This window comes from Streptomyces sp. NPDC096311 (assembly GCF_044763085.1).
Taxonomy (GTDB): Bacteria; Actinomycetota; Actinomycetes; order Streptomycetales; family Streptomycetaceae; genus Streptomyces.
Window position 1 is genome coordinate 375,104 of sequence record NZ_JBIWFN010000006.1, and the last position, 12,558, is coordinate 387,661.

General features: G+C 72.2%; 10 protein-coding genes and 1 pseudogene. 5 read left to right on the top strand and 6 right to left on the bottom strand.

The window, feature by feature from the left end; genetic code table 11:
- Positions 1–19: 19 nt before the first annotated feature.
- Both ACIRA5_RS18325 and ACIRA5_RS18330 read left to right on the top strand, forming a co-directional pair.
- Positions 20–916 carry a glycosyltransferase family 2 protein gene (locus ACIRA5_RS18325; RefSeq protein WP_403691815.1) on the top strand — a complete coding sequence of 299 codons (897 nt, stop codon included), beginning with the start codon at positions 20–22 and terminating at the stop codon, positions 914–916.
- A gap of 337 nt (positions 917–1,253) precedes the next feature.
- Entirely contained in the window at positions 1,254–4,493 is a 3,240-nt protein-coding gene (locus tag ACIRA5_RS18330; protein WP_403691817.1) for a BTAD domain-containing putative transcriptional regulator, read from the top strand.
- Positions 4,494–4,582: 89 nt separating this feature from the next.
- On the opposite strand, the gene ACIRA5_RS18335 is transcribed toward ACIRA5_RS18330, so the two are convergent.
- Both ACIRA5_RS18335 and ACIRA5_RS18340 read right to left on the bottom strand, forming a co-directional pair.
- Entirely contained in the window at positions 4,583–6,274 is a 1,692-nt protein-coding gene (locus ACIRA5_RS18335) for a bifunctional 3'-5' exonuclease/DNA polymerase (RefSeq protein ID WP_403691818.1), read from the bottom strand.
- A gap of 47 nt (positions 6,275–6,321) precedes the next feature.
- Positions 6,322–7,095, bottom strand: a complete 774-nt coding sequence (locus tag ACIRA5_RS18340) for a Clp protease N-terminal domain-containing protein (RefSeq protein ID WP_403691820.1) — start codon at positions 7,093–7,095, stop codon at positions 6,322–6,324.
- A 126-nt stretch (positions 7,096–7,221) separates the two neighbouring features.
- Here ACIRA5_RS18340 and ACIRA5_RS18345 point away from each other — a divergent pair, with 126 nt between their 5' ends.
- Positions 7,222–8,370 (top strand): DUF2786 domain-containing protein, encoded by a 1,149-nt coding sequence (locus ACIRA5_RS18345; RefSeq protein ID WP_403691822.1) that lies wholly within the window; start codon positions 7,222–7,224, stop codon positions 8,368–8,370.
- Positions 8,371–8,394: 24 nt separating this feature from the next.
- Here ACIRA5_RS18345 and ACIRA5_RS18350 read toward each other — a convergent pair whose 3' ends face one another.
- From ACIRA5_RS18350 to ACIRA5_RS18360, 3 genes are all read right to left on the bottom strand, one after another.
- Positions 8,395–8,946 carry a DUF4232 domain-containing protein gene (locus ACIRA5_RS18350; protein WP_403691824.1) on the bottom strand — a complete coding sequence of 184 codons (552 nt, stop codon included), beginning with the start codon at positions 8,944–8,946 and terminating at the stop codon, positions 8,395–8,397.
- 259 nt (positions 8,947–9,205) lie between these two features.
- On the bottom strand, positions 9,206–9,676 hold the full coding sequence (locus ACIRA5_RS18355; protein ID WP_403691825.1) for a hypothetical protein: 471 nt from the start codon (positions 9,674–9,676) through the stop codon (positions 9,206–9,208).
- Between the two features lie 154 nt (positions 9,677–9,830).
- On the bottom strand, positions 9,831–10,163 hold the full coding sequence (locus ACIRA5_RS18360; protein ID WP_403691944.1) for a 30S ribosomal protein S14: 333 nt from the start codon (positions 10,161–10,163) through the stop codon (positions 9,831–9,833).
- A gap of 81 nt (positions 10,164–10,244) precedes the next feature.
- On the opposite strand from ACIRA5_RS18360, the pseudogene rpmE reads away from it, so the two are divergent.
- A pseudogene (rpmE, locus tag ACIRA5_RS18365) lies at positions 10,245–10,505 on the top strand (50S ribosomal protein L31); the annotation flags it as partial.
- An 849-nt stretch (positions 10,506–11,354) separates the two neighbouring features.
- Positions 11,355–11,624 carry a DUF397 domain-containing protein gene (locus ACIRA5_RS18370; protein WP_352049990.1) on the top strand — a complete coding sequence of 90 codons (270 nt, stop codon included), beginning with the start codon at positions 11,355–11,357 and terminating at the stop codon, positions 11,622–11,624.
- A gap of 124 nt (positions 11,625–11,748) precedes the next feature.
- On the opposite strand, the gene ACIRA5_RS18375 is transcribed toward ACIRA5_RS18370, so the two are convergent.
- Positions 11,749–12,267 (bottom strand): ATP-binding protein, encoded by a 519-nt coding sequence (locus ACIRA5_RS18375; RefSeq protein WP_054237522.1) that lies wholly within the window; start codon positions 12,265–12,267, stop codon positions 11,749–11,751.
- Positions 12,268–12,558 lie beyond the last annotated feature (291 nt).

The following is a 12,558-nucleotide window of genomic DNA, read 5'->3' on the forward strand; positions in this document are numbered from 1 at the left end:
CCTGGGATGGAGTGGTGTCGTGTCGGAGGGTCCTCGGATCGCCGTTGCCGTCGTGACCATGGGGAACCGGCCCGACGAGGTCGACGCGCTGCTCACCTCGGTGGCCAAGCAGGACGTCGCGCCCGCGCGGATCGTGATCGTGGGAAACGGGTGTCCGCTGCCCGAGTTCGCCGAGCGGCTGGGACTGCCCGGTGAGGTGACCGGCATCGAGGTCGAGGAGAACCTCGGCTGCCCGGGCGGGCGCAACGTGGGCCTCGCCCGCCTCAGGGAGTTCGCGGACGTGGACGTCGTCGTCGAGCTGGACGACGACGGGCTGCTGGTCGACGCGGATGTGCTGCGCAAGGTGCGGGACCTGTACACCGCCGATCCGCGCCTGGGCATCGTCGGCTTCCGCATCGCCGACGAGCACGGGGAGACCCAGCGCCGGCACGTGCCCCGGGTCGGGGCCAAGGACCCGATGCGGGGCGGTCCGGTCACCGGGTTCCTCGGCGGCGGACACGCGCTGTCCATGCCCATGCTCGCCCGGATCGGGGACTGGCCCGCCGAGTTCTTCTTCGCACACGAGGAGACGGACATGGCCTGGCGGGCCATCGACGACGGGTGGACCGTGCTCTACGAGCCCGAACTGCTGCTCCAGCACCCCAAGACCTCGCCCGCCCGGCACGCCATCTACTACCGGGTCACCGCCCGCAACCGGGTCTGGCTCACCCGTCGCAGGCTGCCCCTCCCGCTCATCCCCGTGCACCTGGGAATCTGGATGCTGCTGACGCTCGCACGGACGCGGTCGCTCGGCGGGCTGCGGGCCTGGTTCGGCGGCTTCGCGGAGGGCCTGCGGCAGTCGGGCGGCGAGCGGCGGCCGATGCGGTGGCGGACGGTGTGGCGGCTCACGCGGCTGGGACGCCCGCCCGTCATCTGACGGCGAGCGGCAGGACGGCCGGGGACGGACGAGGGCCCCGGTCGCTCACCTCCGACGACCGGGGCCCTCTCTGTCCCCGGATCCGGCCACGGCGGCGACACTCCCCCGAGTTACGCGTCGTACGCGCGCACCGTCGGGCCAGATCCGATGCAGTGATCCCATCAGCCCGCGCCAACGGATCGCTAACATGTCGCCAACGGGTTTCCATCCGGAAACCCGGAAACCGGAAGTCGGTCGGCGTGAAGTCGTCGCAAGAAGGCGCGAAGTCGCCATGGGTGTGGTCGGTACCGGTCTGAACCGGTCGGGTCGGTCGCACGGAAAGGCAGTGGGGCGGGCTATGCGGTACGGGCTGCGGTTCGGGCTGCTGGGGCCTCCGGTGTTGTACGACGCCGACGGCGAGGTCCGTTCGATCGGCGGCGGCAAGATGCGCGCCCTGCTGGTCGCGCTGCTCCTGGAGCCGGGCCGGGTCGTCTCGGTGGACGCGCTCAAGGACGCGCTGTGGGGTGGGGCGCCGCCCGCGTCCGCGCAGGCCTCGTTGCAGAACCACGTCACCCGGCTGCGACGGCTCCTCGACGATCCGGAGCGGCTGCGGGCCATGCCGCCCGGGTATCTCCTGCGGGTCGGCGAGGGTGAGTTGGACGTGCGCGTCTTCGAGTCCCACGTCACGGCCGCGCGCGCCGCGCACGCCGGGCGCGACTGGGAGCGGGCGCTGCGCGAGGCGCTGGCGGCGCTCGTGCTGTGGCGCGGCACACCGCTCGGCGGGGTCCCGCCCGAACTCGGCGGACACGCGCTCGTCCAGCGCCTGGAGGAGGCGCGGCTGCTCGTCCTGGAGTGCCGGTACGAGGCCGAGTTGCGGCTTGCGGGGCCGGGGGCCGGGGGGACCTTTGCGGGTGAGGGCGCCGGTGACAAGGCGCATGCTGGGGGCACTGGTGGTCCCGGGGTCGGCTGGGTTTTCGGTGACACCGGGGATGGCGGTGACATCGGGGATGGCGGTGACATCGGGGACGCCGGGGTCTCCGCCGACGCAAAAGCAACGGAAGCCACCGGTGCTCACAACACCTCCAACACCTCCAACACCTCCAGCGCCCCCGGCGTCACCCGACTCGCCGCCCTCGCGCCCGAGTTGTCCGCACTGGTCGCCGAGTACCCCCTGCGTGAGGCCTTCCACCGACTGCTGATGCTCGTACTGCACCGCACCGGACGTCAGGCCGAAGCCCTGGCCGTCCACCGCGACCTACGGGCCCGCCTGGTGGAGGAACTCGGTGTCGAGCCCGGGCCCGCGGTGCGCGCGGCGCATCTGGAGATCCTGCGTGCGCGGGCGGGGGAGAGCGACGCGTCCGCACCCGACCGGGACGGGAACGAGAACGCGGACGGAGACCGCGCGGAGCAGGCCGCCCCGGCGGAACCGGCCCCGCCCCGGCCCGCCCAGCTCCCGCCTCCGCCCGGGCACTTCACCGGCCGCGCCGACGTACGCCGGGAACTGAACGTGGCCCTCGACACGGCCCGGCACCCCGGCCCCGCCGCTCCGGCCGTCGCCGTCATCAGCGGGATGGCCGGAGTCGGCAAGAGCGCCCTGGCGCTGCATGTGGCACACGGCCTGCGGGAACGTTTCCCCGACGGCCAGCTGTACGTCAACCTGCACGGCGCCACGCCCGGAATGACCCCCCTCACCCCCGGTCAGGCGCTCGCCGCGCTGCTGCGCGACCTCGGTGCCGAACCGCGCCGTATCCCCGAACACCCGGACGCCGCCGCCGCGTTGCTCCGCTCGATGCTGGCTCCGACGCGCACCCTGATGGTGCTCGACGACGCCGCGCACGCCGCTCAGGTACGGCCGCTGCTGCCCGCGGGCGCAGGGTGCGCGGTGATCGTGACGAGCCGTTCACCGCTCACCGCGCTGGACGGCGCGCGGCGCTTCCCGCTCGCGCCGCTCTCGATGGAGGACAGCGCGGCGCTGCTGCGCGCGGTGTCCGGGCGGGTGGACGGCCTCGACAGTGCGCACCCCCTCGTCGAGCTCACCGGCCGGTTGCCGCTCGCCCTGCGGGTGGTCGCGGCCCGCCTCGCCGCGCGCCGCGCGCTCACGCCGGACGTCCTCGCCAGTCAACTGACCGCCACCGAAGGGCGGTTGCATCATCTGGAGTACGACGACCTGAGCGTCCGCAGATCGCTGGCCGTCGCGCTCGACGCGCTTCGTGCCTCGGAGCGTGAGGCCGACCAGGACGCGGCGCTCGTGCTGCGCGGCATCGGCGCGCTCGACCTCCCCGTGTACGGGGCGCCCCTGCTCGCCCGGCTCTCCGGCGTCGCCGAGTTCCGTGCCGAGGCCGCCCTCGACCGCCTCGTCGACGTCGCGCTCCTGGAGGAGACGGCGTACGGCCGCTACGCACCCCACGATCTCGTCCGCGACTTCGCCCGGGAGATCGCGGGCGAGACGGACGGGGAACCCGGGGACGGGGGCGCGGGCATCCGCGTGTCCGAGCGGGCGTTGCGCTGGTACGCCGGTGTCGCCGCCCGCTCCCTCGAAGCGATCGTCGAGCCGGGCCTCGACCGCGAGGACCGCGGCCGGCCGACCGCCGCGCAACCGGCCGCGCACACGGTGGACGCCGCGGCCACGCCGCCGTTCTGCACCGCCAGGGACGCCTTCTCCTGGGGCGACCTGGAACTGGAGAACGTGGTGGCGCTGGTGGAGCGGTACGCGGACACCTCCGCGTACGTTCCCGTGCTGGTGCGGCTGCTCAACCCCTATCTCCAGCGCAGCGGGCGCGTCCCGGAGTCGGAGGTGCTCCTGCGGGCCGCGCTGGGCGCGGCGCGGCGGCTCGGGGACGAGGCCGCGCAGGCGTACGCGCTCGGGGACCTCGCGGGGCTGCACTTCATGACGGGCCGCGCGAGCGAGGCGCTCACGCTGAACGACGAGGCGCTGGCGATCTGGCGGCGGCTCGGGGTGCTGTCGTGGATCCGGCGCGGTCTGAACAACCGCGGCATGCTCCTGGAGGGGCTGGGCCGCCATGCCGAGTCCAGCGAGGCGCTGCTGCAGAGCCTCGAACTCTCCCGGGAGCTGGGCGACCCGCACACCGAGGCCATCACCTACAGCCACCTCGGCAATCTGTACGAGCACACGGACGCCCGGGCCGCCATCGACCACCACAAGCGCAGCCTGGCGATCGGCGACGCGATGGACGACGTGATCATCCGGCACTCCGCGCACTGCAACATCGGCTACGCCCACCTGACGCTCGGCGAACCGGCCGCCGCCGTACCGCACTTCGAGGAGAGCCTGCGCATCCTCGGCGGTCACGGAGACTGGCACGGGGAGTCGCAGACGCGGCTCGGGCTGGTGCGCGCGCTGCGCGGGGTGGGGCATGCCGAACGGGCCACGCGCGAGTGCGACCTGCTGCTCCTCCGCGCCGATCAGCGCGCCGACCGGTACACCGGCGGGCTCGCCCGGCATCAGCTGGGGCTGCTGCTGCACGCGCAGGGGGATGCCGGAGGGGCGTACGAGCTGTGGAAGTCGGCGCTCGCGGCGCTGGACGGGACGGACACCTCGGTGGTGGGAGCGCTGAGGGAACTCCTGGAGGAGGAGTAGGTCACCTGGAGGAGGAGTAGGTCACCTGGAGGAGGCCAACGGGAGGAGCCGGTCACCTGGGGGGAGCGGGACGCGGGCCGCCGTCCGGGTCACTTCGCGTCCGCGTAGCACTCCACCACCGCCGTCGTGAACGGGAAGTGGACCGGGCTCTCGCCGAACGTCAGCCGTCCCGCCAGCTCCGCGGCCTCCCGGATCGCGGCCACGACCGCGTCCGCCTCCTCGGCCGGACAGTGCACGATCACCTCGTCGTGCTGGAAGAAGACCAGCTCGGCGGCGAGGTCCGCGCAGGCGCGCCGGAGGGCGGCGAGCAGCAGCAGCGCCCAGTCGGCGGCGCTGCCCTGGACGACGAAGTTGCGCGCGAAGCGGCCGCGGGCGCGGGAGTTGGAGGAGGCGTAGCCCGGCACCCAGCCCTGGTCTCCGAGGGGCTCGGCGGGTTCGTCCTGCGGGATGCCCGCCTCCTCCGAGGAGGCGTCGGACGCACCGGCTGCCGGGGGGCTCGTCCGCCCCAGCCACGTCCGTACGAGTCGGCCCTCCTCGCCTGCCCGCGCCGCGTCGTCCACGTAGGCGACGGCGCGGGGGAAGCGTCGTCTCAGCGCGGCCAGGTTCTTCAGGCCGTCGCCGGACGTCTGCCCGTACACCGCCCCGAGCACGGCGAGTTTGGCCTGTGCCCGGTCGCCGGCGAACGCCCGGTCCGACACCGACTGGTACAGGTCGCTCTCCCGGCCCGCGACCTCCATCAGGCCGGGGTCGCGCGAGATCGCGGCCAGCACCCGCGGCTCCATCTGGTCGGCGTCGGCCACCACGAGCCGCCAGCCCGGGTCGGCGACGACGGCACGCCGGATCACCTTGGGGATCTGCAGGGCGCCGCCGCCGTTGGTCACCCAGCGGCCGGTGACGGTCCCGCCGGGCAGGTACTCGGGCCGGAAGCGTCCGTCGCGCACCCAGTCCTGGAGCCAGGACCAGCCGTGCGCCACCCAGATCCGGTACAGCTTCTTGTACTCGAGCAGCGGCTTCACGGCCGGGTGCTCGATGGTCTCGATCTCCCACCGCCGGGTGGACTTGATCTTGATCCCGGCCTGCGCGAAGGCCTTGACGACGTCGGCGGGCAGATCGGGGCGGACGCGCCTGCCGAAGGCGGCCGACACCTCGTCCGTGAGCTCGGCGAGGCGTCTGGGCTCGCCGCCGCCCGCGTACCGCTCGCCGAGCAGCTCGTGCAGAACCTCGCGGTGGACGTCCGCGCGCCACGGCAGCCCGGTGCGGTTCATCTCGGCCGCCACCAGCATGCCCGCGGACTCGGCCGTGGTCAGCAGGTGCATGCGCTCCGGGCGTGCGGTCATGTCGTGCCGGCGGCGCTGATCGGCGTACACCGCCAGGAGGTCTTCCAGGGGTACGCGGACCGGGCGCGGCTCGAAGAGGGACGACTGCGAGCCGGGCTCGGCGGAGCGCTGCGGGGGATCCGGCGGCACGGGGCCGCCGCGCAGCCTCGCCAGCGCGGCGGCCGCCGACCGGGGTTCGCCGAGCCGGCCCTCGTGGCCGAGCAGCAGTGTCTCGGCGGCCTCGATGTCGTAACACCGCTCCACTCGCACCCCCGCGGCGAGCAGACGCGGATAGACCTCGGCCGTGGACCGCCAGACCCACCGGACCACGTCGGGTCGCCCCCGCACGGCCTCGACCAGGTCCGCCTCCCTGCGCACCGGCCCCGCGGGCAGCCCGTCGGAGCCGAGGGGGGCGACCTCCGCACCACCGTCCTCGGCCGGCCCGAGAGCCCACCGGTCGCTCATGGTTCCGAGTCTCGCAGGGGGGTCTGACAACGGCCGCGGACGCGACCCTACTGATCTTCTTGCTGGTCCTTCTGCGGGTCCTGCTGCTGGTCCTTCTGCTGTCCCCCCACAGCGGGGACCTCCAGCAGGCGCGCGAGGTAGGTCTCCGCCGCTGTCTTGTCGATGCCGAGGCCACTGAGGACGCCGTTGCCGTTCTCGTACTCCAGGAGGGCCAGGAGGATGTGTTCGGTGCCGATGTAGTTGTGGCCGAGGCGCAGGGCCTCGCGGAAGGTGAGTTCCAGGGCCTTCTTGGCGGCGGGGCCGTACGGGATGAGCTCCGGGACCTCGTCGGCCGCCGGCGGGAGCGCCGCGGTCGCGGCCTCGCGGACGGCGTCCAGGGTCACGCCCTGCGCGGTGATCGCCTTCGCGGCGAGTCCCTCGGGCTCGGAGAGGAGGCCGAGGACGAGGTGCTCGGTGAGTCCCTCCGCGTTGCCCGCGGCCTTCGCCTCGTTGTGCCCGGCCACGACCGCGTTCCGGGCGCGGGGCGTGTAGCGGCCGAAGCCCTGGCTGGGGTCGAGGTCCGACTCGGCCTTGGGGACGAAGCGCTTCTGCGCCGCCTGCCGGGTGACCCCCATGCTCTTGCCGATGTCCGTCCAGGACGCGCCCGATCGCCGGGCCTGGTCCACGAAGTGGCCGATCAGGTGGTCGGCCACGTCGCCGAGGTGGTCCGCCGCGATCACCGCGTCCTGGAGCTGGTCGAGCGCGTCGGTGTGGACCTTCTTGATGGCCTCGATGAGGTCGTCGAGACGTACGGATGCCGTGACAGGTGGGTTCGTCGTCATGTGTCAACCGTAGGTTGACAGTCGGAGGGTGTCAACCCGAAGTTGACACCCTCCGGGCTCCCGTCCACGCTTCCCTGTCCACAGGGTGTGGACGGTCCGCTTCGGCGGGCGTGACACGATCGACGCATGAGCAGTACGCCCAGCACCGTGGAGCGCGCCTTCGAGGCCGCGCTCTACGCCGACAGCGACGCGGCCCTCGACACGGGCGCCTCGTTGCTCGCCGCCGACCCCGCTTCCGACGCCGAACTCGCCCGCCGCGGCGAGGAGTTCGTCGCCTCGGCATGGCGTCGAGGCTGGCAGCCCGCCGACGTCGTACGGATCGTGCGGCGCGAACTGGACGAGGTACACCTGCAACTGGTGTCGGAGCTGGTGCGCGCGGAGGCCGGCCGGGACCCGCGGCCGCGGGGCCCGCGCTGGGCGGCGCAGCTCGAAGAGCTGGACGCCCGCGCCCCGCGCACCGACCGCTTCTCGCTCGCGACCGCCACGCTGGAGCTCTACCGGCTGCTGCTCCGCCTCCCCGTCCTCGAGCCCCTCGACACGCACCTGTCTGACGGCGCATCACGCCACCCGGCCGCCCCGCAGGAATCCCGCATGCTCACCCGTATCCGCGCGCTGCTCGCCAAGGCCGAGGCGACCGGATTCCCGGAGGAGGCGGAGGCGCTGAGCGCCAAGGCCCAGGAGCTGATGGCCCGGCACAGCATCGACGAGGCGCTGCTCGCGGCCCGTACGCACGCCAAGGACGCGCCCGGCGCCTGCCGCATCGGTGTCGAGCCGCCGTACGAGACGGCCAAGGCGGTGCTGCTGGACGCGGTGGCCGGTACGAACCGCTGTCGCGCCGTGTGGAACGAGTCGCTCGGATTCTCGACCGTCGTCGGGTTCGAACCCGACCTGGAGGCCGTCGAACTCCTCTACACCTCGCTGCTCGTGCAGGCCGCGGCCGCGATGACGAAGGCGGAGGCGGCCCAGCGGGCCGGGGGAAGGAAGCGTACGAAGAGTTTCCGGCAGTCGTTCCTGGCCGCGTACGCGCACCGGATCGGCGACCGGCTGGCGACCGCCGCCGAGGGGGCCGAGGGGGAGGCCGCGTCGCAGGCCCCGGTGGCGGAGCTGCTGCCCGTCCTGGCGGCCCGTGACGTGGCGGTCGACGACCACATGGAGCGGATGTTCCCGGACACCGTCACCACCCGGCTGCGTGGGGTCAACGACGCGGCCGGGTGGCAGGAAGGGGCCGCGGCGGCGGACCGCGCCCAGGTCAGAGCGCGTCCGCCACTTCGCTGACGCCCGGCTTGCGCCGGGAGCCGCTCAGTCGCCCGCGGGCTGGAACGAGCTCACGGTGGCGTTCGGGTCGTTCGGACCGGTCTTGCCCGCGAGGGGACCGTACGACCACTTGAAGCCCTGGGTGGTGGCGGCGCCGGGCAGGCCGATCTTCAGCGTGGTCGCGGCGAGGCTCTTCCCGTCGCCCGCCGTGCCCCGTACGTAGGTGATCGTGAAGGAGGCGGTACCGCTCGCCGCCAGCGTCAGCTTCGGCGGAGTCGCGGACTTCTCCTCGGGCACGTCCGTACCCGTGCCCCCGTCCAGCACCTTGACGGCGGGGAAGCCCTGAAGGGTGCACTCGGCGCCCTTGTTGGTGAGCGTGACGGGCACGTTGCCGGTGTCGCCGGCGGCCGGGGCGGCGTTGGCGGGGCCGACCTGGATGCCGATCTGGTCGATCTTGCAGGCCGTGGAGGCGGCGGCGGAGGAGGCGGTCGAGGCCTTCTTGCCGCCGTCACTGTCGCTGCTGCTGCCGCCGCTGTCGCAGGCGGTGAGGGTGAGTGCCGCCGCGGCGGCGACGACGGCGATCGGAAGGGCGCGCATGGGTTTCCCCCTGGGTTCGTGAAGGTGCTCATGGATCATCACGCAGACCCGTGGGCGCGCGTTGCGCGGCCCCCCTGTCACGCGCCTCTCCCGTGCCGCATATATCCCGAATGTGAACCGAAGGCCGCCCCGCGTCGCCGGTATGAGCGACGGACAAACGAACGGGCCGCGGGATCCCGGGGATTCCGCGGCCCGCCGCCAAGAGCCGACTGGGGTGGATCGGTGCAGGTCAGGGCGGGTCAGGGAGGGGTCGGGCCGGTCAGGAGCCCAGGCTCGCCGTCGGCAGTCCCGACGGGAGCTGACCGCCCTCGGCCTTCGTGTACGACTCCTTGCCGAGGTTCCCCGACCAGGTGACCTTCAGTGTCGCGCTGTTCACGGAGTCGACCATGCCCGTCGCGCGGTCCTTGTTCCCGTCCGTGCACTTGAGGTGGATCATCTGCATGCCCGCCTCGTCACCGGCGGTCCCGGTGCACACGGTGCCGCCCGTCGTGAAGAGCCCGGCCTGCTTGCCGGTGATCACCAGCGCCACGGCCTTGCCGCCGGTCGTGGCCACCCAGCTGCCCTCCAGCTTGCTGGTGGCGGCCGACGGAGTGCCCGAGTCGCCGCCCGTGCCGGCCGTCCCCGAGGCGGACGCGCCGGGACTCGCGGACCCGTCCCCGGAGTCGGATCCCGAGTCGCTGCTGCACCCGGTGAGCGCGAGCGTGCCCGCCAGACCCGCGGCCAAGGCCATGGCCGCGCCCCGGGTCCGCCGACGCGGAAGAGTCGCCGAAGTCGCCGATGTCACTGAAGCCCCCAAGGGTGATGGTGTGGCTGGGGTCGCCGGAACGACCGCAGCAAGCTATCAGCCACACTCACGAACACCCTGAGCGAGACATCGGGAGAACTTACGAATCTTCTGAGGGAGTCGTCCACCAGGACGACTTGCGGACACCCGGCAGGAATCCGGCGTGCGCCTGCTCCCGCAGATTCACCCGGGACCCCCCGAAGGCGCGCAGGTAGCCGCGGGGGCGACCGTCGTCGCTGTCGCTGTCGCTGTCGCTGTCGCTGTCGCGGTTGCGGACGCGGACGCGGGTGGCGCTCGCGTCACGCGGCCGGCGGCGCAGTTCCTCCCGCGCGGCGGCCCGTTCGGCCTCGGTCGAGGACGGCCGGCAGAGGACCTCCTTCGGTTCGGCCCGCCGCGCGGCCGCCTCGACACCGATCGCGTCGACGGTCTTGATGCCCCGGACCGGATGACCCTGCGCAAGTTCGGCCTGGTCGCCGGCCGGCACGTCGACTTCCGAGAGGAGCGCTGACCGTCCGCCTTTCTCACCTGCTCGATGCTCGCCGCCACGGCGGGCGAGAAGACGGTCGAATGGCAGGACGGCCACACCTGCCCGGTGGTGGACGTCGAGATCTCGAACGTGAGCCACCGCTTCTACACGGGCAACGCGCGGGTGCTGGACACCGCGGGCCGTGTGGAACGCTTCGAGCGCCGCTGCGGAGCGGCCGGTGACGCGCACGGCGAGACGCGTGGCGAGGCGGACGGTAAGGCGGGAGTCAAGCGCGGCGGTGCCGGCTGACGCCGTCCTCGCACCTCTGCGTCGTGATCGTCGGCGGCCTGCACGCGGATGCGCGGTGGGCCGCCGTCGTACGGCTGCTCGCCCGCGTGATCAGGAACGCGCGCGAGATGGCGCTGTTGCCGTACTCCGGCCCCGGCCGCTGATCCCACCCGGCCGACACGCTCCACTCCGTGGAGAAGTGGAGGGGAGGCGTCCCGCTCGCCCACGAACGGAACGGGCTCCACCGTACGGACGCTTCCTGCGCGACCGCCCCAAGGGTCTCGGTGAACTCCTCGACCACATGGGCACCGAAGCCGAAGCCGGGCCCGAGGCCGAGACTGAACCCGGTGGCGGCACGTCATGAATCCCGTCCGGACAGAGCCCCGCCCCCCGCTCCGGAGGACGATCCGCATCTCCGGCACCGTCGACGTGCGGATTCTCGCGTACGAGCCGGAACGGATGCCGCGCGTCCGGTGGGCCGACATCAATCCGGTGACCCCTCCGGATTGGGCCATTACGTGAACGTTGAAACTCGAAGGGCCCGGTACGCGTCTCTTCTTATTGCATGAGGGATTCGACCCGGACGACCCAGCACGGATGACGGCGCGGAAGATCATGTACGGGGGCCGGGGGCGCATGTCATGCGTTCCCCGGGGCAGACGCTGAACCAGATGCGGCCCGGCGGGTACCAGACAGTAGTCGGGCGGTCAACACTCGGTAGTCAAATGGCGGTAAAAGCTGTAACCGTGGGACCACCCCCCGTGCACGTGCATCTGCCCATGCATCTGCACATGAACAGAGCTATGATCCGGGGCAGTTGGCCACTGCATCAATGGCCACATCGGCCACTGCACGACCGGGGAGCGACTTGTGGACCACGACGTGTACGACGTGGATGACCTGGACGACGTGTACAACGGCATGGCTGCGACCGAACTGACCGGGGTGGCCTGGCAGAAGAGCAGGCACAGCAACTCGCAGGGCTCCTGCGTGGAGTTCGCGAGGCTGCCCGGAGGCGACGTGGCGGTGCGGAACTCGCGGTTCCCGGAAGGACCCGCGCTCGTCTACACCCGCGCCGAGATCGAAGCCATGCTCTTGGGCATCAAGGACGGCGAGTTCGACCACCTGATCGTCGGCTGACATGAGTCGGCGCCGCACACCCGGGCGCGCCTTCGGGCGGGGCAACCGGCATAACTGACGGCAACGGCCTTCTCGCGGCGCGTAACGCGCGTAGAACCGCGGCGCCAAAAAGCGCCGCGGTTCCCTATTCGGCCGAAACCCCGCCGGCGGCCGGCTGCGGAAGCCTGAAGAGCGCCCACACGACCTTGCCGCTGAGCGTGCCCGCGAGCGGGTGCCAGCCCCAGCTGTCGGCGAACGAGTCGACCAGGAACAGGCCCCGGCCCGACTCCGCCGAGAAGTCCTCCGAGTCGCCCGCGACCGGACTGTCGTGACTGGGGTCGCGCACCGCGCACACCAGACGTGAGGTCCACCGCATCAAGTGCAGCCGCACGGGCGGGCCTTGGTCGTCCGAACGGGGCGTGTCCGAGGGCAGGGCGTGCCGCAGGGCGTTGGTCACGAGCTCGGAGACCACCAGGCAGACGTCGTCGAAGCGCTCACCGATGTCCCACTGGTCCAGCGTTCTGCGGGTGAACTGCCGAGCTTCGCGCACCGCTTCGTAGCGCGCCGGCAGGGCGCAGGAAGCGGCGCTGGACACAGCCGCGGGGTCGAGCGGCGGAAGTCCCTGCCGTAAGGGCTCGAGCATGGTCGATCCATTCGTCCCCATGCGAGGCACTCCCGGGTGTTCGCGGTCGTTGCGATGCAGCGGTGGCGCGAGGACCATGGTTCCGAATGCGTACAGCAGATGCAAGGGCAGATGCACGTGCACGCGCCCGAATTGGACCTTCCTCCACCCTTTCTTGGTCATTTCTTCTGTCACCTTCTTCCCGCTTGTTGACCCTCTACTGATCTTTTCCTGTGTGGCCCCTTTGGACTCTTTCCGTTTCTGTAACTGAACGAGTACTGCTTGAAGTGTTTTAGTGGCAGACTTCGGCCCTTGAAGACGGTTGGGGAGGCG